Source organism: Microbacterium sp. NPDC090007, assembly GCF_044748345.1.
In the GTDB taxonomy this organism is placed as follows: Bacteria; Actinomycetota; Actinomycetes; order Actinomycetales; family Microbacteriaceae; genus Microbacterium.
Window position 1 is genome coordinate 233,449 of sequence record NZ_JBIVFV010000002.1, and the last position, 21,663, is coordinate 255,111.

Genomic DNA, 21,663 nt, shown 5'->3' on the forward strand with positions numbered 1-21,663 from the left:
GTCGGCGCCTTCGTCGTTCCGGTGCGGCTCACGCCTCGAAGCGGTATCCCAATCCCCGCACGGTGACGAGCATGCTCGGCTCGCTCGGGTTCTGTTCGATCCGTGAGCGGATGCGCTTGATGTGGACGTCGAGCGTCTTGGTGTCGCCGAAGTAATCGGTCCCCCACACCCGGTCGATGAGTTGACCGCGGGTCAGCACCCGACCCGCATTGCGCATCAGCACCTCGAGGAGCTCGAACTCCTTGAGCGGGATGTTGATCTCGCTGCCGTCGACCGCGACGGTGTGGCGGTCGATGTCCAAGACGACCCGACCCCCCGACAGCACCCGGTCGTCGAGGTCGTCCTCCTCGGGCGTCCGACGACGCAGAACGGCGCGCATCCGGGCGAGGAGTTCGCGCGTGGAGTAGGGCTTGGTGACGTAGTCGTCCGCCCCGAGCTCCAGGCCCACCACGATGTCGACCTCGGAATCCTTGGCCGTCAGCATGATGATCGGCACCTGCGACGTGAGCCGCATTTGCCGGCACACCTCCGTTCCCGGCATCCCCGGCAGCATGAGATCGAGGAGGACGATGTCCGCCCCGCGCTCGCGGAACGCCGTCAGCGCGAGCGCGCCGTCCTCGGCGATCTCGACCTCGTAGCCCTCGCGGCGCAGCAGGTAGGCGAGCGGGTCTGCGAGATCGGGCTCGTCCTCGACGATCAGAACGCGGGTCATGCGGTATCTCCCTTCACGGGTACGGGGGTCGCGGCGGCGGCCTTGCGGCCCTTGCGACGAGGTTTGGGACGGATGCCGTCCAGGTCGGGCGCCGGGGTGAGCGGAAGACGGATGGTGAAGGTCGAACCGCGGTCGGGCTTGGACCACAGCCGCACCTCGCCGCCGTGCCGCTGAACGGCGTGCTTGACGATCGACAGGCCCAGGCCGGTGCCCCCGGTGCGACGGGAGCGCGCCTGGTCGGCGCGGTAGAAGCGCTCGAACACCCGGTGCTGATCGCTCTCGGGGATGCCGATCCCGCGGTCGGTCACGGCGATCTCGACGACGTCCTCGTCGAGCTTGACCCCGATCCCCACCTTCGACCCTTCGGGCGAATAGGCGATCGCGTTGGCGATCAGGTTGCCGACCGCCTCGGTGAGGATCTGCGGCTCGCCGCGCACCCACAGACCCTTCGTGCCGCCGCGGACGACGGTCACCTGGGCGGAATCGGCCTGAATGACGTGCGCTTCGACGGCGGCGGTGACGACCTCGTCGATCGAGACGTCGCGGACGTCGCGCAGCTCGTCCGCGGCCTGCAGGCGGGACAGGCTCAGGATGCGGGTGACCAACGCGCTCAGGCGCGCGACCTCGGCCTGCATCCGCGCGGCGAAATGGCGAACCTGAGCCGGATCGTCGGCCGCGGACTCGATGGCTTCGGCGAGCAGGCTCACGGCTCCCACCGGCGTCTTGAGTTCGTGACTGGTGTTGGCGACGAAGTCGCGGCGCATCTCCTCGACGCGTTCGCGTTCGGTGATGTCGCGCAGCACCAGAAGGGTGAGCCGTCCCGAGATCGGCGTCGCACGCACGGCGACCAGGCGCGCCTCGGCGGGGGCCGCCCCCCGCCGCAGACGCAGGTTCTCGGCGATCCCCGCCCCGGTGTCGCGGGCGACGCGGGCGACACGTTTGAGCTCGTCGCTCGCGATCACCTCTCCCGCGTGCACACCGAACACCTCGGCGGCGGGCGAGAGCGCGAGCACGGTCGACGACATATCGCACACGAAGGCGGGGTCGTCCATCGCCTCCAGCATCGCGTCCACACCCTCGGGGACGTCGACCGAGGTCTCCGCCAGCGAACGGTCGCGCAGTCGCAGGGCGCCGGCCACGAGGGCGACGACCGCGGCTCCGATGAGGACACCCGCCAGGAGCGCGAGCAGCGCGAGCTGCGTCTGTTCCATGGCTCCAGCGTAGAGGCGCAGATCGGACGTCACCCGCCGTTCACCCCCTCACGAGCTCGGGCAGACGTTACTATTCACTGTCACAGCACCACTCGTTAACCTTCGCTGGGAAGAATCCCGGAGGTTGCGGGACACATTCGTGCCGTGCCGCCGACGAGGAAGGTACCCGCCATGCGCGAAGTATTCCACCAGTCCCTCGAGGACGTCCAAGCCCGTCTGGTCGAGATCGCCGACCTCGTGGCCGTGGCCATCGACCGCGCCACGCGCGCCTTCGGCACGAGCGACGTCTCCCTGGCCGAAGAGGTCATCGAGGCCGACGCCATCATCGACGAGAAGGCCGTCGAGCTCGACGAGCTGGCGATCGAGATCCTCGCGCGCCAGCAGCCCGTCGCGCGCGACCTGCGCATCGTCGTCACCGCTCTGCGCGTGAGCGCTTCGCTGGAGCGCATGGGCGACATGGCCGAGCACATCGCACAGCTCGCCCGCTCGCGCTTCCCCGAGCGCGCCATCCCCAAGGGACTCAAGACCACGTTCACCCGCATGGGTGAGCTCGACGTCGAGGTCGCCCGCAAGCTGGCCGAGCTGCTGCGCACGCAGGACCTGCGCATCGCCGAGGCGATCCGCGACGCCGACGACGACATCGACGAGCTGCACGTCAGCGTGTTCGAGAAGGTGCTCGGCGACTCGTGGAAGGGCGAGGCCACCGCGACGGTCGACGCCACCCTCGCCAGCCGGTACCACGAGCGCTTCGCCGACCACGCGGTCTCCGTCGCCAAGAAGGTCGTCTACCTCGCCACCGGCGACTGGGCCGGGGCCGACGACGAGGCCGCGCAGGAGCCCAGCCCGGTCATCTGACCACGGCCTGATCGAGAAGAGGGGGTGGATGCCACGGCATCCACCCCCTCTTCTCGCGTATCGGCGTCAGTGCTTGTTGCCCTGCGCGGCGACAGCGGCGGCCCCGGCGGCGGCGGCCTCGGGGTCGAGGTACTCTCCCGGGCCGAGCGGCGTGAGGTCGTCGTCGAGACGGTAGACCAGCGGGATGCCCGTGGGGATGTTCAGCTCGGCGATGTCGGCGTCGCTGATGCCCTCGAGATGCTTGACCAGGCCGCGCAGTGAGTTGCCGTGCGCCGTGACGAGCACGGTCTTGCCCGCCTGCAGGTCGGGGACGATGTCGCTGTGCCAGTAGGGCAGCATGCGGTCGATGACGATCTTCAGCGACTCGGTGTCGGGCACCTCGCCGTCGATGCCGACATAACGCGGGTCGCCGATCTGGCTGTACTGGTCGTCGGCGGCGAGCGGCGGCGGCGGCACGTCGAACGAGCGGCGCCAGAGCATGAACTGCTCGTTGCCGAACTCCTCGAGCGTCTGCGCCTTGTCTTTACCCTGCAGCGCGCCGTAGTGGCGCTCGTTGAGGCGCCACGAGCGCTTGACCGGGATCCACAGGCGGTCCGCGGCGTCGAGGGCGATGTTCGCCGTCTGGATGGCACGGCTGAGCACCGAGGTGTGCAGCACGTCGGGCAGGACGCCGGACTCCGCCAGCAACTCGCCTCCGCGCTTCGCCTCGGCCTTGCCCTGGTCGGTGAGTCGCACGTCGACCCAGCCGGTGAACTGGTTGGTCTTGTTCCACTCGCTCTGCCCGTGGCGGAGGAGGATCAGCGTGTGAGGCATGTCTCCATGCTAGCGACGCCGAGCGCCCCGCCCCGAGCGCATCCTGGCATCATGTGGGAGTGAGCCCCTCGCCCGTCGGTCGTCCCACGCGCGGCACGACCGGGGTCAACCGCCTGCGCCGCATCGACCGCTGGATCGCGCGCCATCCGGTCCTGCGACGCACCGACGACCCCCTGGTGGTCGACCTCGGCTTCGGCGCGAGTGCCGTCACCCCCCTGGAGCTGCTCGCTCGTCTGCGGTCGCAGAGACCGAATGCCACCGTCCTCGGCCTCGAGATCGACCCCGACCGGGTCGCGCGGGCGCGGGCGCAGGCCGAGGGGGTCGAGGGGGTGTCGTTCGCGCGCGGCGGCTTCGAGGTGCCGCTGGCGCAGGGGCGCCGCCCCGCCGTCATCCGAGCGATGAACGTGCTGCGACAGTACGACGAGGCCGACGTCACCGACGCCTGGGGCCGCATGTGCGCGCGGCTGCAGCCCGACGGCATCCTGGTCGAGGGCACCTGCGACGAGATCGGTCGCGTGGCGACATGGGTGGAGGTCGGGGCGGATGCCGTCCCCCGCACGCTCACGGTGTCGTTGCGGCTACGCGGACTCGACTCCCCCGCCGTCGCCGCGGAACGGCTGCCCAAAGCGCTCATCCACCGCAACGTCGCCGGCGAGGGCGTGCACGATCTGGTCGCGTCCCTGGAGCGGGAGTGGGCGCGGGCCGCGGTGGTCGCCCCCTTCGGTCCGGTGCACCGGTGGCGCACGGCCATGCGCGGCCTGGAGGCGGCCGGCTGGCCGCTCGTACGGCGCGAACGGTGGCGCCTGGGCGAAGTGGGTGTCGCGTGGGAGGCCGTCGCGCCGCGCTGAGGGGCCGGGGCGTCAGATCCGGGGCAGGAGTCCCCGCGCCTCGGCCGGGGGCGTTCCCGCCGCCACCAGCAGGTCCACGGCGAGGGGACGGAGCGCGGCGACGAGCTGGATCTCCCCGACTCCCCCGTCGGGGAGCAGGACGGTCGGATCGAGGCGCCGGGTGATCGCCGCGATCGTCTCCCGGGCGGCCGGCTCGAGCGAGATGTCGTCGAGGCCGTCGCGCACCAGCGCCGCCCCCCGGGCCAACTCGGCGAGCAGATCGGCGGGGATCGGACGAGCCTGCCCATCCGCGCACAGGGAGGCGGCGCGCCGGGCGACCACGCGCAGGTTGCGGGTGGCCAGGTCCAGCGATTCGCGCACGCGGGCGTGGCGCTGCAGCTCCGCCCGCTGACGACGCAGGAACGGCGAGATGCGCGCGACCTCGCGACCCGACTCGAGTGAGCCGCTCCACGCGTCGACGTAGGTCTGCAGCGATCGCGCACGTTCGAGCCCGCGGTCCGCGCGCACCCGATCACCCTTGCGCAGCGCCCGGACGATCGTGGCGACCGCGACGTCGAAGGCGTCGAACAGCTCGTCGGCGTCGCGCAGCTCGGTGCGCCGAAGCGTGCGCGGGATGAGGGCGGTGACGATCAGCGCGGCGACACCGCCGACCGCTCCGTCGACCAGTCGCAGGAAGGGTGCTCCCGACACCAGCACCAGGGCGATCAGCGACTGGACGACGGCGGCCAGGGCGAAACCGGGCTGGGGCGACAGGAACCGCGCGACGACCAGCGTCACCGTCATGGCCACCGCGATCTGCCACCACCCGGCTCCGGCGATCAGCAGCACGACCTCGGCGATCAGGATGCCGACCAGCATCCCCATCACCGTCTCGGCGACGCGCCACGGCCGGGCATCGCGCACGAGACCCAGACTCGACACCGTCACCGTCGCGGCGAGCAGCGGAACGGGGTGCCCGAGCACGAAGTGGGCGAAGGCGAACGCCGCCGTCGCCGCGACGACGATCTGGGCGATGGCCGGCACCGACTCGCGGACGCGGTGGACACGGCGGGACAGGGTGGTGCGCCATCGCGATCGGGGCACGACGACCCCGACCGAGGTCGACGACGCCTCGTCGCTCATTCCGCGGCGCGGCGGCGACCGAGTCGCGGCAGGCGCGGCACCGACGCCGTGGCCCCGGCGTCGGCGGGGACGATCGTCTCGGCCGAGGCTGCCAACGGACCGTCCGCGGTGTCGACCGTCAGCGCGACACCCTCGGGAGCGGAGCGCTTGATGAGGGCGAGGGCGATCGGTCCCTCTTCGTGATGCACCGCCACCGAGGTGATGGCGCCGATCGCGTCGTCTCCGGCGCGCACGACGTCGCCGCGGGCGGGCAGCACGTTGTCGCTGCCGTCGAGTTGCAGCGCGACGACGCGACGCGGCGGGTGGCCCAGGTTGTGCACCTTGGCGACGGTCTCCTGCCCGCGGTAACACCCCTTCGACAGGTGCACCGCGGTGCGCAGCCAATCCATCTCGTGCGGCAGCAGACGCTCGTCCGCGTCGACCGAGACCCGGGGGCGCCACGCCGCGACGCGGAGCGCCTCGACCGCGTCCCGGCCGGCGAGGGGCTGCTCGCCCCGCGCGGCCGCCGCCAGCAGACGCTCGAACTCCGCGGCATCCACGATCGCCTCGGCCCAGTCGCGGTCGCGACCCGGGTGCGGATCCACGCGGGCGTAGGCCCACCCTCCCGGCGCGACCTCGGGCCACGGATCGACCCAGACGGGAGCCACGGCGGCGAGCCCGGTCACGGCGGCGCGGGTACCGCCGACGACGAACAGCTCGTCGGAACGGTCGCGCACCTCGACGCGCAGCCGGAACCGCATCCGCGTCAGCCACGAGACGAGGGCATCGGCGTCGGCGGCATCCACGATCAACCACGCGACCTCGCCGTCGTCGACGACGGATGCCGCGTGCTCGACGCGACCCTGCGGATCGAGGATGAGCAGTTCGGTGGACACCCCGGGCGCCAGGTGCGTGAGAGCCTGCGACGACAGGGAATCGAGCCAGCTGCGGCGGTCCTCGCCGGCGACCGAGATCGCGCGACGATCACCCAGCGGGGCGAGGGCGGTTCCGGATGCCAATCGGCGCTGCTCGGCGAGGGGCGAGCCCAGGTGACGGAGCCCCCGCTCGTCGGTCACGGCCCCGGGGATGTCGGTGAACGCGGTCATCGTCACTCCGCTCGGGCGAGACGCGCCGAGGCGTGCGAACCCAGCTCGCGGCCGAGGGCGGCGATGTCCCACGCCCACAGCAGATGGTTGTCGACGAGCCCGTACAGACGGGTCGCCGCGGTGTAGGGCTTGGCTCCGGCGGTGCGGACGACGGCATCCGTCGCCAGATCGATGCGCGGGCCCTTGACCTGCCCGACGTAGAGCTCGAGGACGCCGTCGGCGTGGGCCAGGCTCACCTCGATGTCGAAGCCGCCGTCGGCGTTGCGAAGGGCCTCGACGTCGTCGGCGGTGCGGATCACCGGTTCGGCGACGGCGGGAAGGAGCGCCGGTCCGGCATCCGCGTCGGTGACGGGACGCGCCAGACGCCAGTAGCCGATCTCGGACACGAGAGGGCGTCGCTCGGCGCCGTCGACCGACCAGGCGTCGGCGGAGTAGTTGAGAAAGCCCCCGCCGTCGTGGCTGAAGCTGACCCGGTGCGCGAACTCACCCGAGAACGATCGCCCGCCGGCGTCGTAGTCGATGACCCCGGTGCCCTCCCAGACGCCGACGAGCCACGAGAGGGGGACGAGGTCGGCCGGGAGGTCGGTCGGAATCTCGATCACGGGGCGTTCAGCGCTGGCCGCGGTAGAGGTTCCAGATGACCGTTCCGGACACGAAGGCGATGGCCAGCGAAGCGAGGCCGAGAAGTCCCACGAAGAACAGTTCGAGCGCGAGGAGGTCCATGCCCCCACCCTATCCCGAGACGAGCGCCGCCAGCCCGAAACCCATGGTGATGACGCCGAGGACCACGAGCGCGCCCAGCGTACTCACCGCCATGCGCTGGATGAACGCCTGGGAACGGCCGTACCAGAGCTGGACCGCGAACGACACGATCACGCAGCCGCCCAGGGCGACACTGACCCATTGCGCCCGCCACCCCGCGGGGACGAACAGGCCGATGAGCACGCCCGCGACGACCGCGAGCACCCACACGGCGACGATGCCGCCGAACGTGCGGCGGGGTGCGAGGTCCGGGGTCGACATGCCCCCCATCTTCGCCCACGGGCCCCGCTCGCGCACGCGCATCGCCGGGAATCGGATCGGCGCGGCGCCTCACCCTAAGATGATCGGGTGCGCGGCCCGCCCGCGCTGGGAGGTCGATGTGGCTCAGCTTCTTGTTCTCAGCTCCGCCCCTGGCGGGGGCGCGGCGCTGCCCGCGCTCGAATTGCTCAGCCACCGGGTGCGTCAGATCCCGGCCGAAGCGGCCCAGCTGATCAACGCGCCCAGCGCCGACGTCATCTTCGTCGACGCGCGCTTCGACCTGGTGGGCGCCAAGTCGCTGTGCAAGATCATGACGACCACGGGGATCGAGGCGCCGCTCGTGCTGATCGTGACCGAGGGGGGCCTGACCGCGGTGTCCACGGACTGGGGCATCGACGACGTCGTGCTGGTCGGCGCCGGCCCCGCCGAGATCGACGCCCGCATCCGCCTCGCGATGGGGCGCCGCGCCGCGGACCAGGTGTCGACCCGCGTCCAGACCTCGGGCATCACGATCGACGAGTCCTCGTACTCCGCCAAGGTCCACGGCAAGCCCCTCGATCTGACGTACAAGGAATTCCAGCTCCTGCACTTCTTCGCCACGCACCCCTCCCGCGTGTTCACGCGCGAGCAGCTGCTGAGCGAGGTGTGGGGCTATGACTACTTCGGCGGCACCCGTACGGTCGACGTCCACGTGCGTCGACTGCGCGCCAAGCTCGGCGACCTCGAACAGCTCATCGGCACCGTCCGCAACGTCGGCTACCGCTTCAACGTCTATGAGGACGAGACGCCGAGCGCGGCATCCGCCCCCGCCTGACGACCCGCGCACCGCCCGTTCACGCGTGTGTCACCGACCCCTGCCATGATGTGGGGATGATGGAACACGACGCGCTGGATGCCGGACTCGGCGACGCCGACGACGACGACTTCGACGAAGCCGTCGAGGCCGAGGACGACCAGCTGCCCGACCACCGCTACCTCGACCGCGAGCTGAGCTGGCTCGCCTTCAACCAGCGGGTGCTGGAGCTGGCCGAGGATCCCGCCGTCCCCGTTCTGGAGCGCGCGAACTTCCTCGCGATCTTCGCCAGCAACCTCGACGAGTTCTTCATGGTCCGTGTCGCCGGCCTCAAGCGCCGCATCGTCACCGGACTCGCCGTGCCCACCAACGTGGGTCGGGCTCCGCTGGACGTGCTCGCCGACATCTCGGCCGAGGCGCACCGCCTGCAGCTGCGCCACGCCGCCGCCTGGACCGAGAAGGTGCGTCCCGCCCTCGCCGAGTCCGGCATCGAGGTCGTGACCTGGGGCTCGCTCGACGCCCCGACCGCGGAGCGGCTGACCGAGTACTTCCAGCGCAACGTCTTCCCGGTGCTCATGCCGCTCGCCGTCGACCCCGCGCACCCGTTCCCCTACATCTCGGGGCTCTCGCTCAACCTGGCGATCCGCATCCGCAACGCGCGCACCGGACGACAGGAGTTCGCGCGCCTCAAGGTGCCGCCGATGCTGCCGCGATTCGTCGAGGTGACCGGGGACGGTCCCGGCGTGCGGTATCTCCCGCTCGAAGAACTCATCTCGAACCACCTCGGCGATCTCTTCCCCGGGATGGAGGTGCTGGACCATCACGCGTTCCGCCTCACCCGCAACGAGGACATGACGATCGAAGAGGACGAGACCGAGAACCTCATCCAGGCGCTCGAGGCCGAGCTGCTGCGCCGACGCTTCGGTCCCCCGATCCGCCTCGAGATCACCGAGGACATGGATGACGTGACCCGAGCGCTGCTGCTGAGCGAGCTCGACATCACCGAGCAAGAGGTGTACCGCCTGCCCGGTGCGCTCGACCTGCGCGGTCTGTTCGACCTCTCGCGCATCGACCGACCCGATCTGCACTACCCCCCGCACGTGCCCAAGACGGCGCTGGCCTTCCAGCCGGCGGAGCAGAACGGCCGAGCCGACCTGTTCGGCGCGATCCGCAAGGCCGACGTGCTCGTGCACCACCCCTACGAATCGTTCGCGACGAGCGTGCAGGCCTTCCTCGAGCAGGCCGCGCGCGATCCGCACGTGCTCGCGATCAAGCAGACCCTGTACCGCACCTCGGGTGACAGCCCCATCGTGCAGGCCCTCATCGACGCGGCCGAGGCCGGCAAGCAGGTGCTCGCCCTGGTCGAGGTCAAGGCGCGCTTCGACGAGGCCAACAACATCGTCTGGGCGCGCAAGCTCGAGAAGGCCGGCGTGCACGTCGTGTACGGGCTCGTGGGCCTGAAGACCCACTGCAAGCTCGCCCTCGTCATCCGCGAAGAAGAGGGGCGCCTGCGCCACTACAGCCACGTCGGAACGGGCAACTACAACCCCAAGACGAGTCGGATCTACGAGGACTTCGGCTTGTTCACCGTCGACGACCAGGTGGGTCGCGACCTCACGCGTCTGTTCAACGAGCTCAGCGGCTACGCGATTGAGAAGAAGTTCAAGCGTCTCCTCGTCGCTCCCCTGCACCTGCGCAAGGGGCTGCTGCGCCACATCGAGAGGGAGCGTCAGAACGCCCTCGCGGGCAAGCCGTCGGGGGTGCGGATCAAGGTCAACTCGATGGTCGACGAGCAGATCATCGACGCCCTGTACCGGGCCAGTCAGGCCGGGGTGCCGGTCGAGGTGTGGGTGCGCGGCATCTGCTCGATCAAGCCGGGCGTGCCCGGGATGAGCGAGAACATCACGGTGCGTTCGATCCTGGGTCGCTACCTCGAGCACTCCCGCATCTTCTCCTTCGCCAACGACGGCGACCCGCAGGTGTTCATCGGCAGCGCCGACATGATGCACCGCAACCTCGACCGTCGTGTCGAGGCGCTCGTGCGCGTCGTCGACGAGAACCAGGTGCGCGGGCTCACGTCGCTGTTCGACCTCGCCATGGACGACGGCACGAGCTCGTGGCACCTCGGCTCCGAGGGCGAGTGGGTCCGCCACAGCGTCGACGCCGACGGTGCCGCCCTGATCGATCTGCAGGATCACACCATGGCGCTGGTGCAGCGCAAGCGTCGCGCACGGACGGCGCGGTGACCGAGACCGCGATCTATGCCGCCGGCGGCGTCGTATGGCGACACGTCGAGGGCAAACTGCGCGTCCTGCTCATCCATCGCACGAAGTACCGCGATCTCACGCTGCCCAAGGGCAAGGTCGACCCGGGCGAGACGCTGGCCGAGACGGCCGTCCGCGAGATTCGCGAAGAGACCGGCATCCGTGTCGCGCTCGGCGTGCCCGTCGGGGTGTCGCGCTACCGGATGCCGAACGGGCGCACCAAGATCGTGCACTACTGGGCCGCCGAGGCCACCGATGCCGCCGTGCGCACGTCGACGTTCGTCCCGAACAAAGAGGTGGCCGCGATCGAGTGGGTGAGCATGAAGAAGGCGCGCAAGCGGCTCAGCTACCCGGTCGACATCGAGATCCTCGACGAGTTCTGCCGCATCGTCGACGAGGGGGCACTGCCGACCTTCCCCATCGTGGTGCTGCGCCACGCCAAAGCGCGCCCGCGAGAGGAGTGGGAGGGCAGCGACACCGCCCGACCCCTCACCCCGCGCGGCCGGCGCCAGTCGCAGGCGATCGTCGGACCGCTCCTCGCGTTCGGCGTGCGCCGCGTGATCTCCAGTCCCGCCGAGCGGTGCGTGCGGACGGCGACGCCGATCGCGCAGGCCATCGGCCAACGGGTGCAGTTCTGCGCGTCGATCAGTCAGGACGCCTGGGAGGACGGCCGCGCCGACGCGCGGTCGATCGTCGGTCAGCGGGTGCGTTCGCGAAAGCCCGTCGTCCTGGCCAGCCACGGTCCGGTTCTTCCCGACATCCTGCACGAACTCGCCCTGGCGACGGGCACCATGAGCGGTTCCTACCTGGGCAGCGCCTCGGCGCTGGATCCCGCCGCGTTCTCGGTCGTGCATGTCCCCGTCGAGCACCCCGGTGCCGGCATCGTCGCGATCGAGACGCACGAGCCGCAGGTGTGACCGCGCTGCCCGACGGTGTCCGCGTCCTGTGGCGGGCGGTGCCCGCGGGTGCGTCGCCGCGATCCGTGTCGCGGGCGCTGCTCGCCTCGGTCCTACCCGGCGCGCGCTTCGTCTCGCGGTGCCCCGCCTGCGGTGGCGCCCACGGGCGCGTGCGTGTCGAAGGGGCGGCTGCCGCCGTCTCGGTCTCGTACGTCCCCGGCTGGGCGGTCGTGGCGGTCAGTCACGTGCATGCGCGCATCGGAGTGGATGCCGTGCCCTCGGGTGCGGACGGGCTCGAACGGGTGCTGGTGCGGGACGGACCTCGGATGCCCGGCGACGCCGCGCGCACCTGGGCGCGGATCGAGGCGATGCTCAAGGCGGACGGCCGCGGCCTCGCCGTGGATCCCGCGCGCGTGCGGATCTCGCTCGATGCACCGGGATGGCGGGCGCAGATCCGGGGCGAGGACGCCGCCTTCTGGCGCGGGTGGGATGTCGAGGGGCCGGCCGAAACCGTCGTGGCGATCGCCGTCGCAGGACGCTGAGCAACCCCGGCCCGTCCCTCAGGTGAGGGTCGGAAGCGCGACGTGGTCGATCCACCGCGACAGCAGGCTCGCGGCATCCGCCCCCCCGGCACGCTCGACGGCGCCGCGGAAGTCGTCTGTCGTGACCAGTCCGTGTCGATGCGCCGAGGTCCACTCGCGCAGCATGTCGAAGAACGCCGCATCACTCAGCTGCCGACGCAGAGCGTGCAGGGCGAGCGCCCCGCGCTTGTAGACCCGATCGTCGAACATGTCGTCGGGACCGGGATCCGCCAGCAGCAGATCCTGCGGCTTCGCCGCGAGTCGGGCGTGATGCAGGGCGACGCAGGCCTCGACGTCGTCTCCCCCGGACTCCTCGGACCACAGCCACTCGGCGTAGCAGGCGAACCCCTCGTTCAGCCAGATGTCGCTCCACCGGGCGATACCGACGCTGTTGCCGAACCACTGGTGGGCGAGCTCGTGGGCGACCAGGCGTTGAGCGGCCGGCACCAGGTGGTTCATCCCGAACACCGCCAGCCCCTGCGCCTCGAGCGGGATCTCCAGCTCGTCGGCGGTGACGACCAGGCTGCACGCCTCCTGCGGATAGGGGCCGAAGAGGCGGTCGAACATCCGCAGCATCGCGGGCACGGTCGCGAACGCCCGATCGGCTGCCGCGGCGAGCGCCGGCGGGGCGGTGACGCTGGCGACGGGCACGACGCCCACGCCGCTGCCCGCGAGGGGGGCGGTGCGGTAGCGACCGACGTGCACGGCGGCGAGGTAGGTCGCCGTGGGGACGTCGGAGGTGAAGACGGTGGTCACGCGTCCCCCGCGACGCGTGGTCGCTCCGGCCACACCGGTCGCGGCCACGGCGTAGCCGTCGTCGACGGTGACCTCCATGCGCATGCGCGCGCGGTCGTCGGGGCGGTCGTTGCAGGGGAACCACGTCGGCGCACCGATCGGTTGACCGGCGACGAGTGCGCCGTCGGTGAGCTCCTCCCACCCCACGGTGCCCCATCGGGACCGGCGGGGAGCGGGAGCGCCGGCGTAGACCACCTCGACCTCGAACCGTTGCCCGGCGGCGATCCGTGCCGTGGGGGTCACGCGGAGGACGCGCGGTCCCGCCGCGAACCGGGTGACGCTGCCGTCCACCCGTACCCGCGTGGTACGCAGGCCCACGAGGTCGAGGGCGAACGAGGTCAGGTCGACGTGCGCGACGGCGACGATCGACGCCGTGCCCTCGAGACGGTTGGTACGCACCCGGTAGCTCAGCGACAGGTCGTAGGACTCGACGCCGTACGAGGTGTCACCGCTCTGCGGGGCGTAGGGGTCGGCGGCGCTCACGTCGTCGACTGGTAGGCGCGGACCTTGACGACGCGCCACGGGCCGATGGGATTGCCGCTCCACCGCGACCCGACCGGCACGGTCTCTCCGCGCATGACGAGGGAGGCGGGCCCCACGGTGGCGTGGGCTCCGAGAGTGGATGCCGGCAGCACCACGCTGTGGGGACCGAGCGTCGCGCCCGGTTCGAGCTCGACCGTGTCCATGCTCATGATTCGATCATGGAAGAGGTGCGTCTGCACGACGCAACCCCGGTTGACCGTCGACGCGTCGCCCAGCGTGACCAGATCGGGTTCGGGGAGCCAGTAGCTGTCGCACCACACGCCCCGGCCGATCCTCGCCCCGAGACTGCGCAGCCACACCGCGAGGGCAGGCGTGCCGGCGGCGGCGCGGGCGAACCACGGTGCCGCCACCATCTCGGTGAAGGTGTCCGAGACCTCGGTGCGCCACACGAAGCTCGACCAGAGCGGTTGCTCTCCCGCACGGATCACCCCCACGATCGCCCACTTCGCCGCGGTCGACACCCCCGCGGCGAGCGCGCCGGCGGCCAGCAGCACGATCCCCGACAGCAGCAGCGCCCACACCGGCCCGGGTCCCTCCCACAGGGCGGCCAGCGTCAGGAGCACGCCCAGCCCGATGGCGCACGTGACCACGACCGGGACGAACCGACCGAGCTCCCACAGCGTCCGCGCGACGCGCAGGGCCGCGGTCGGCCGATAGGTGCGCGACTCGTCGCCGCCGGCGGACTGCCGTCGCAATCGGACGGCGGGAGACCCGAGCCACGACGACCCGGCCTTGGCCTTGGCGGGCGCCGCCGACAGCACCGCGACCAGCCCGTCGCGCGGCACGCGGTGTCCGGGGGCCGCCATCCCGGAGTTGCCGAGGAAGGCGCGTTTGCCGATGCGCACGGGTCCCAGCCGCAGCCACCCGGCCCGCAGCTCGTACGAGGCGACCATCGTGTCGTCGGCGAGGAAGGCCCCGTCCTCGATGCGCGTCATCGTGGGGATCAGCAGGACCGTCGACGCTTCGACGTCGCGCCCGACGCGAGCCCCCAGCATCCGCAACCAGACGGGGGTGAACAGCGAGGAGTACAGCGGGAAGAGGATGGTGCGCGCGGCGTCCAGCAGTCGTTCGATCGTCCATGCCTGCCACGCCACACGGCTGCGCACGGGGTGCGTGCCCTCGACGAGCCCGATCGAGAACACCCGCACGAGCAGGACGACGGATGCCGCGAACACCAGCCCGGTGACCGCGACGGCCGGCACGAGCCACGCGAACGCCGCCCCCGTCGCCGCGGCGAGGGTGTCGCTGCCGCGCATCCCGTGCGCGAGCACGAGACCGCCGACCGCGAAGGACGCCACGGGAAGCAGCGCCAGGACGACGGCCGACGCCGCATACGCCCACAACCACCGGGTGGGTGCCGCGGGACGCTGCGCCGGCCAATCTTTCGCGGTGCCGCCGACCCGAACGGCCGGGGAGCCCGCCCAGGCCTGATCGGCTTTGACCCGTCCGAACACCGCCGACCCGGGGGCGATCTCTGCGCGCCGGCCGATCCGGGTGCCGGGGGCCAGCGTCGAGCGCGCGCCGATGGTGGCCTCCGCGCCGATGCGCACCTCGCCGATGCGCACGAGGTCACCGTCGATCCAGTACCCGGTCAGGTCGACCTCGGGCTCGATCGAGGCCCCGTCGCCGATGACGAGGAGCCCCGTCACCGGAGGAAGCGCGTGCAGGTCGACGTTGCGGCCGATCCGCGCGCCGAGCGCCCGCGCGTAGTACGACACCCAGGGCGCTCCGGCCAGGCCCACGGCATCCACCTGGGCGGCGATCTGCTCCGCGAGCCACAGCCGGATGTGCACCCAGCCGCCGCGCGGATGATCCCCCGCCCGCACGCCCGCGAGCAACAGGCGAGCGGATGCCACGGCGATCGCCATGCGTCCGAACGGCGTCGCGAAGACGAGCAGACCGATCACGAGCGCGGGCCACGGCACATCCGGCAGGATGTCGAACCCCGGGGTGAGCTGGAGGAGGGCCGACGCCGTCAGCACGTACAGCAGCCAACGGATCCCGGAGAGGATGAACAGAGGGGCGCCGAGCAGCGTCTGCGCCCACTGCGTGGACCGCGGGGTCGGAGCCGGCCGATGGAAGCCGGATGGAGCCTCCTCGTGCAGCTGCGGGCCGAGGGCCTTGGCCATCGCACCGAGCCGCGGCACGTCGTAGATGTCGGCGACCGAGAACTCGGGCACGCGCGCGCGAATGCGCGAGACCAGCTGCGCCGCAGCCAACGATCCGCCGCCGAGGTCGAAGAAGTCGGCCTTGCGCTCGGTGACCGGCAGGCCCAGGACGGCCTGCCACTGCTCGGCGAGCCAGGCCTCGTCATCCGTGAAGTCCGTCGCGGCGGGCGCGTCGACCCCCGGAAGGGGCCACGGCAGCGCCGCGCGGTCGACCTTTCCCGAGGTGCGCACCGGAAGGGCGTCGACCACACCCAGCAACGGGATCGTCGCCGCCGGCAGTCGCTCGGCGAGCGCCGCACGCGCCGCCGCGCGGTCGAGGTCGGCGCCCTCCTCCATCACGAGGTAACCGACCAGCACGGGTACACCCGCCTCGGTCGTGCGCACCGCGACCGTCGCGGCGCTCACCCGGTCGAGGTCCTGCAGGGCCGATTCGACCTCGCCCAGCTCGATACGCCGCCCGCCGACCTTGACCTGATCGTCCGCGCGCCCCTGGAAGACGAGTCCCTCCGCCTCGAAGCGCACCAGATCGCCCGAGCGGTAGGCGCGTTCCCATCCCAGCGTCGGCATCGGCGCGTACTTCTCGGCATCCTTCGCGGGATCGAGGTAGCGCGCCAGCCCGACGCCGCCGATGATGAGCTCACCCACCTCGCCCTCGGCGACGGGCCGCCCCTCGGCATCCACGACCGCCAGGGCCCACCCGTCCAGGGGCAGCCCGATGCGCACCGGCAGAGAGCCGTCGAGGGCCGCGGCGCAGGCGACCACCGTCGCCTCGGTGGGTCCGTAGGTGTTCCACACCTCGCGGCCCTCCGCGACCAGGCGCGCGGCGAGCTCGGGCGGACAGGCCTCGCCGCCGAAGATGAGCAGGCGCACGTTCTCGATCGAATCCGCGGGCCACATCGCGGCGAGCGTCGGAACCGTCGACACGACGGTGATGCCCTGCCGCAGCAGCCACGGCGCCAGGTCCTCGCCCGAGCGCACCAGCGAGCGCGGCGCGGGGACCAGGCACGCGCCGTGTCCCCACGCGAGCCACATCTCCTCGCACGAGGCGTCGAACGCGACCGAGAGTCCGGCCAGGACGCGGTCGCCGGGGCCCAGCGGCTCGCGCGCGAGGAAGAGGCGCCCCTCCGCCTCGACGAACGCCGCCGCCGAGCGATGCGACACCGCGACACCCTTGGGAACGCCGGTCGAACCGGAGGTGAAGATGACCCAGGCGTCGTCGTCGACGCTCGGCGGAGCGACCACCGGCAGGGCGTGGGTACCGGGATGCGGAGCGTCGCCGTCGTACAGGCGCACCAGCGCGGCGCCCGGATCCGTCGAGACGAACTCGCCGTCGCCGCCGACGATGCCCCGTACCCCCGCCTCGCCGAAGACCAGTCGCGCGCGCTCATCGGGGTCGTCCGCGTCCACCGGCACGTAGGCCGCGCCCGCGGCCATCACGGCGAGGATCGAGACGTACAGCTCCTTGGATCCCGAGGGCATGCGCACGCCCACGCGATCACCCCTGCGCACCCCGGCCTCGTGCAGCGCGGCGGCGGTGCGCCACACGCGGGCGAGGAGCTCGCGGTAGCTGAGCGCCCCCGAACCGTCGTCGATCGCGGATGCCTCCGGATGCCGCGCGGCGACGTCGGAGAGGATGTCGAGCAACGTGCGCTCGAGGGGCGCGGCGGCGATCCGATCGAGCGGAGCCTGCGCGGCGGAAGCGGGAGTCGTCACGCTTCCGCACCATACAGCGGGCCGGTGAACGCCCCGCGACGGCCGGGGCCGTTCACCTTCCGTTCACCGAGGGAGCGCACTTTGGTAAGCATCGGAGTTTAGCGTTCCGGGCGAGCCCCGCACTGGGCTCGCAACACAGCTCCCGATACCCCGAAGGACTCACATCGTGAAGATCACTCGCTTCGCCCAGCTCGGCGCCCTCACCGCGGTCGCCGCCCTCGCCCTCGCAGGCTGCGCCGCGAACGAATCCGCCCCCGCCGGCGGGAGCAGCGGCGACGCCGCCTCGGACCTCTCGGGCGAGCTGGCCAGCGGCGGCGCCTCGTCGCAGGAGGTCGCGGTCCAGGCCTGGACCGCCGGCTTCCAGACCGCCAACCCGGGCGTCACCATCACGTACGACGCCGCCGGTTCCGGCGCCGGACGCGAGTCCTTCCAGGCGGGCGCCTTCCCGTTCATCGGCTCCGACCGCGCGTTCAACGACGAAGAGATCGCCGCCGGTGGCTTCGGTGCCTGCGCCGACGGCTCGAACATCATCGAGCTCCCCACCTACATCTCGCCCATCGCCGTCATCTTCAACCTCGAGGGTGTCGACTCGCTGAACCTCGACGCCGCGACCGTGGCGGGCCTGTTCGCCGGCACGATCACCAACTGGAACGACCCGGCCATCGCCGCCCTCAACCCGGGTGTGACACTGCCCGACCTGGCCGTGACCCCGGTCCACCGTCAGGACGACTCCGGAACCACCGAGAACTTCACCGACTACCTCTTCCAGGCCGCCCCCAGCGTCTGGACCTCGGAGCCCGACGGCGAGTGGCCCCTCAGCTCCGGCGAGGCCGCCAACGGCACGTCCGGCGTCGTCTCGGCCGTCTCGGGCGCCAACGGCACCATCGGCTACGCCGATGCGTCGCGCGCCGCGCAGGAGGGCCTGTCGACCGTGTCGATCAAGGTCGGCGAAGAGTTCGTCTCGTACTCCCCCGAGGCTGCCGCCGCCATCGTCGACGAGTCGCCGTTCGTCGAGGGTCGCACCGAGGGCGACCTCGCCATCGAGCTGGAGCGCACCTCGCAGGAGGCCGGCGTCTACCCGATCGTCCTCATCAGCTACATGATCGCGTGCGAGCAGTACAGCGACGAGAACACCGCCGCGATCACCAAGTCGTTCCTCTCGTACGTCGCGAGCGAGGACGGCCAGACCGCCGCTGCCGACGCCGCCGGTAGCGCGCCCATCAGCGACTCGCTCCGCGAGCGCGTCAACGCCGCGATCGATCTGATCGTCACGCAGTAACACCTGGAGACCCGGTCCGATACCCGCGCGGCATCGGACCGGGTCACCGTTCGTTCACGACTCGAGACAGGAAGCCATGACCACCACCACGGCTCCGGCACCCGAAAAGCCGAAGCAACGCCCCGGAGATCGTGTCTTCTCCGGCACCGCCCTGTTCGCAGGCTCCATGATTCTCGTCACCCTCGCCGCGGTGACCATCTTCCTCGTCGTCCAGTCCATCCCCGGTTTCACCGCAACGGGCGAGAACGCCTCGATCCTCACCGGCGACTTCTGGTCGTACGTGGGGCCGCTCGCCTTCGGAACGATCTGGGCATCGATCCTCGCCCTGATCATGGCGGTCCCCCTGTCGGTGTGCGTGGCCCTGTTCATCTCGCACTACGCACCGCGTCGACTCGCTCAGGGACTCGGCTACCTCGTCGACCTCCTAGCGGCGGTCCCCTCGGTCGTCTTCGGCCTGTGGGGCATCCTTGTGCTGGCCCCGGCCATCCAGCCCGTCTATGCCTGGTTGAACACCAATGCCGGCTGGTTCCCCCTCTTCTCGGGAACCGTGTCGGCCACCGGTCGCACCATCCTCACCGCGGCCGTCGTCCTGGCGGTCATGATCACGCCGATCATCACCGCGATCTGCCGCGAGATCTTCCTCCAGACTCCCGTCCTCCATGAAGAGGCGGCCCTCGCGCTCGGCGCCACCCGCTGGGAGATGATCCGCATGGCCGTCTTCCCGTTCGGGCGCAGCGGCATCGTCTCCGCCTCGATGCTCGGTCTCGGCCGCGCACTGGGCGAGACCATGGCCGTCGCGCTCGTCCTCTCGGCATCCGGAGTGATCACGCTCCAGCTGTTCACGTCCGAGAACCCCAGCACGATCCCGGCCAACATCGCGCTCACCTTCCCCGAGGCCTACGGCTTCAACGTGAACGTGCTGATCGCCACCGGTCTCGTGCTCTTCATCGTCACCTTCGCGGTCAATGCGCTGGCTCGCTACATCGTCAGCCGCCGCAAGGAATTCTCGGGAGCGAACTGACATGACCGCCACGTCGACTGCACCGCGGCCCACGCGCAACACGGGGCCCACTCCGTCCGGGAGCCGGCTCACCAACGGACGGCTTCCCGCCTGGGTCCCCTGGGTGACCGTGGCCGGCAGTGCCGGCCTGTCCGCCGCCATCTTCGGCATCGCCTCCCTCGCACCGGGCGGTTCCTTCAACGTCGCCGGCTGGGCCGTCGTGGCCGCCGTCATCTACCTCGCGCTCATCACCGTCACCTCGACGATCATCGAGGGACGCCGCAAGGGTGTCGACCGACTGGTCACCGGCGTCGTCGTCATCGCCTTCCTGATCGCGATGGTGCCCCTGGTATCGGTCGCCGTGACGGTGATCACCAACGGCATCGGCGGCATCAGCGCGGAGTTCTTCAGCTCCTCCATGCGCAACGTCGTCGGTGAGGGCGGTGGCGCTCTGCACGCCATTGTCGGAACGCTGTTGATCACCCTGGCGGCGGCCGTGATCTCGATCCCGATCGGTATCTTCACCGCGATCTACCTGATCGAGTACGGCGCGGGCAAGCGCCTCGCTCAGGCCATCACGTTCCTGGTCGACGTCATGACGGGCATCCCCTCGATCGTCGCGGGTCTGTTCGCCTACGCCCTGTTCGCCCTGTTCCTCGGCCCCGGAGTGCGCATGGGGATCATGGGTGCGGTCGCTCTCGCGGTGCTGATGATCCCGGTGGTGGTGCGCTCCACCGAAGAGATGTTGCGACTGGTGCCGAACGAGCTGCGCGAGGCCTCCTACGCGCTCGGCGTCCCCAAGTGGCTGACGATCAGCAAGGTCGTCCTGCCGACCGCGGTCGCGGGTATCACCACGGGCATCATGCTCTCCATCTCGCGCGTCATCGGCGAGACCGCCCCCCTGCTGCTCACCGCGGGTGTGGCCACGTCCGTCAACTACGACCTCTTCAACGGTCGCATGGCGACGCTGCCGGTGTTCGCGTACTCGCAGTACATGAACCAGGGCATCCCCGCGTCGGCGTTCATCGATCGGGCGTGGGGCGCAGCGCTCGTGCTGATCGTGATCGTCATGGTCCTGAATCTCGTCGCGCGCGTCGTCGCGAAGATCTTCTCCCCCAAGCTGGGCCGCTGAGCGGCTGTCAGACCCGAACAGAAACATTCGAGGAATCGTGTCCAAGAGCATCGAAGTCAACGATCTGAACGTCTACTACGGCGACTTCCTCGCCGTCGAGGGTGTGTCTCTCGACATCGAGCCCCGCACCGTCACGGCCTTCATCGGCCCGTCCGGCTGCGGCAAGTCGACCTTCCTGCGCACGCTGAACCGCATGCACGAGGTCATCCCGGGCGCCCGCGTCGAGGGATCGGTCCTCCTCGACGGCGAGAACCTCTACGGCTCGGGAGTGGACCCCGTGCTGGTTCGTCGTCAGGTCGGGATGGTGTTCCAGCGCCCGAACCCGTTCCCGACCATGTCCATCCGCGAGAACGTCCTGGCGGGTGTCAAGCTGAACAACCGCCGCATCTCGAAGTCCGACTCGGACGAGCTGGTCGAGAAGTCGCTGAAGGGCGCCAACCTCTGGAACGAGGTCAAGGACCGCCTCGACCGGCCGGGGTCGGGCCTCTCCGGCGGGCAGCAGCAGCGCCTGTGCATCGCTCGGGCGATCGCCGTGTCCCCCGAGGTCATCCTGATGGACGAGCCCTGCTCCGCTCTGGACCCCATCTCGACGTACGCCATCGAAGAGCTCATCGGCGAACTGAAGAACGAGTACACGGTCGTCATCGTCACGCACAACATGCAGCAGGCCTCACGCGTGAGCGACAAGACGGCGTTCTTCAACATCGCCGGTACGGGCAAGCCCGGCAAGCTCATCGAGTACAACGACACGTCGGCGATCTTCACGACGCCCTCGGTCCAGGCCACCGAAGACTACGTCTCGGGCCGCTTCGGATAAGCAGTCACCCGCGAAG

The 21,663-nt window shown here is 70.8% G+C and carries 19 protein-coding genes; 10 read left to right on the forward strand and 9 right to left on the reverse strand.

The genetic code is table 11. The annotated features are described in order from the left end of the window. Positions 1-28: 28 nt before the first annotated feature. Together ACIPVB_RS09655 and ACIPVB_RS09660 are read right to left on the reverse strand one after the other, a co-directional pair. Positions 29-712, reverse strand: coding sequence for a response regulator (locus tag ACIPVB_RS09655; protein WP_400368511.1), 684 nt, complete (start codon positions 710-712; stop codon positions 29-31). Continuing rightward, entirely contained in the window at positions 709-1,923 is a 1,215-nt protein-coding gene (locus ACIPVB_RS09660) for a sensor histidine kinase (protein WP_400368513.1), read from the reverse strand. Before ACIPVB_RS09660 ends, ACIPVB_RS09655 begins: the two co-directional genes overlap by 4 nt. Before the next feature lie 171 nt (positions 1,924-2,094). Between ACIPVB_RS09660 and phoU the strand changes: the two genes are divergently transcribed. Beyond that, on the forward strand, positions 2,095-2,778 hold the full coding sequence (gene phoU / locus ACIPVB_RS09665) for a phosphate signaling complex protein PhoU (RefSeq protein WP_400368514.1): 684 nt from the start codon (positions 2,095-2,097) through the stop codon (positions 2,776-2,778). 66 nt (positions 2,779-2,844) lie between these two features. Here the strand turns inward: phoU and ACIPVB_RS09670 are convergent, their stop codons facing one another. Further along, complete coding sequence (locus ACIPVB_RS09670; protein WP_400368515.1) at positions 2,845-3,591, reverse strand: phosphoglyceromutase; 747 nt, start codon at positions 3,589-3,591, stop codon at positions 2,845-2,847. A gap of 59 nt (positions 3,592-3,650) precedes the next feature. Here ACIPVB_RS09670 and ACIPVB_RS09675 point away from each other — a divergent pair, with 59 nt between their 5' ends. After that, entirely contained in the window at positions 3,651-4,439 is a 789-nt protein-coding gene (locus ACIPVB_RS09675) for a class I SAM-dependent methyltransferase (protein ID WP_400368516.1), read from the forward strand. Between the two features lie 12 nt (positions 4,440-4,451). On the opposite strand, the gene ACIPVB_RS09680 is transcribed toward ACIPVB_RS09675, so the two are convergent. From ACIPVB_RS09680 to ACIPVB_RS09695, 4 genes are all read right to left on the reverse strand, one after another. Next, positions 4,452-5,561: an aromatic acid exporter family protein gene (locus tag ACIPVB_RS09680; RefSeq protein WP_400368518.1), complete on the reverse strand. Its 1,110-nt coding sequence runs from the start codon at positions 5,559-5,561 to the stop codon at positions 4,452-4,454. After that, positions 5,558-6,646 (reverse strand): YgfZ/GcvT domain-containing protein, encoded by a 1,089-nt coding sequence (locus tag ACIPVB_RS09685; protein WP_400368519.1) that lies wholly within the window; start codon positions 6,644-6,646, stop codon positions 5,558-5,560. Before ACIPVB_RS09685 ends, ACIPVB_RS09680 begins: the two co-directional genes overlap by 4 nt. Positions 6,647-6,648: 2 nt before the next feature. Further along, positions 6,649-7,248, reverse strand: coding sequence for an FABP family protein (locus ACIPVB_RS09690; protein ID WP_400368521.1), 600 nt, complete (start codon positions 7,246-7,248; stop codon positions 6,649-6,651). 130 nt (positions 7,249-7,378) lie between these two features. Further along, positions 7,379-7,669: a hypothetical protein gene (locus ACIPVB_RS09695; RefSeq protein WP_400368522.1), complete on the reverse strand. Its 291-nt coding sequence runs from the start codon at positions 7,667-7,669 to the stop codon at positions 7,379-7,381. Between the two features lie 118 nt (positions 7,670-7,787). Between ACIPVB_RS09695 and ACIPVB_RS09700 the strand changes: the two genes are divergently transcribed. The 4 genes from ACIPVB_RS09700 to ACIPVB_RS09715 are packed head-to-tail and all read left to right on the forward strand — an operon-like array spanning position 7,788 to position 12,161. Further along, positions 7,788-8,480, forward strand: coding sequence for a DNA-binding response regulator (locus ACIPVB_RS09700; RefSeq protein ID WP_400368524.1), 693 nt, complete (start codon positions 7,788-7,790; stop codon positions 8,478-8,480). Positions 8,481-8,536: 56 nt separating this feature from the next. Continuing rightward, complete coding sequence (locus ACIPVB_RS09705; protein WP_400368525.1) at positions 8,537-10,705, forward strand: RNA degradosome polyphosphate kinase; 2,169 nt, start codon at positions 8,537-8,539, stop codon at positions 10,703-10,705. Beyond that, positions 10,702-11,640, forward strand: coding sequence for an NUDIX domain-containing protein (locus ACIPVB_RS09710; protein ID WP_400368527.1), 939 nt, complete (start codon positions 10,702-10,704; stop codon positions 11,638-11,640). Before ACIPVB_RS09705 ends, ACIPVB_RS09710 begins: the two co-directional genes overlap by 4 nt. Further along, positions 11,637-12,161, forward strand: a complete 525-nt coding sequence (locus ACIPVB_RS09715; RefSeq protein WP_400368529.1) for a 4-phosphopantetheinyl transferase — start codon at positions 11,637-11,639, stop codon at positions 12,159-12,161. Before ACIPVB_RS09710 ends, ACIPVB_RS09715 begins: the two co-directional genes overlap by 4 nt. A gap of 18 nt (positions 12,162-12,179) precedes the next feature. Here ACIPVB_RS09715 and ACIPVB_RS09720 read toward each other — a convergent pair whose 3' ends face one another. Beyond that, entirely contained in the window at positions 12,180-13,478 is a 1,299-nt protein-coding gene (locus ACIPVB_RS09720) for a M1 family metallopeptidase (RefSeq protein WP_400368530.1), read from the reverse strand. Further along, on the reverse strand, positions 13,475-17,419 hold the full coding sequence (locus ACIPVB_RS09725) for a Pls/PosA family non-ribosomal peptide synthetase (RefSeq protein WP_400368532.1): 3,945 nt from the start codon (positions 17,417-17,419) through the stop codon (positions 13,475-13,477). The genes ACIPVB_RS09720 and ACIPVB_RS09725 overlap by 4 nt, the downstream gene beginning before the upstream one ends. Before the next feature lie 166 nt (positions 17,420-17,585). Between ACIPVB_RS09725 and pstS the strand changes: the two genes are divergently transcribed. From pstS to pstB, 4 genes are all read left to right on the forward strand, one after another. Further along, positions 17,586-18,698 carry a phosphate ABC transporter substrate-binding protein PstS gene (gene pstS / locus ACIPVB_RS09730; protein WP_400368533.1) on the forward strand — a complete coding sequence of 371 codons (1,113 nt, stop codon included), beginning with the start codon at positions 17,586-17,588 and terminating at the stop codon, positions 18,696-18,698. A gap of 76 nt (positions 18,699-18,774) precedes the next feature. After that, positions 18,775-19,719 carry a phosphate ABC transporter permease subunit PstC gene (pstC, locus tag ACIPVB_RS09735; RefSeq protein WP_400368535.1) on the forward strand — a complete coding sequence of 315 codons (945 nt, stop codon included), beginning with the start codon at positions 18,775-18,777 and terminating at the stop codon, positions 19,717-19,719. A 1-nt stretch (position 19,720) separates the two neighbouring features. After that, on the forward strand, positions 19,721-20,830 hold the full coding sequence (gene pstA / locus ACIPVB_RS09740; protein ID WP_400368536.1) for a phosphate ABC transporter permease PstA: 1,110 nt from the start codon (positions 19,721-19,723) through the stop codon (positions 20,828-20,830). A 37-nt stretch (positions 20,831-20,867) separates the two neighbouring features. Next, positions 20,868-21,647 carry a phosphate ABC transporter ATP-binding protein PstB gene (gene pstB / locus ACIPVB_RS09745; protein ID WP_400368537.1) on the forward strand — a complete coding sequence of 260 codons (780 nt, stop codon included), beginning with the start codon at positions 20,868-20,870 and terminating at the stop codon, positions 21,645-21,647. Positions 21,648-21,663 lie beyond the last annotated feature (16 nt).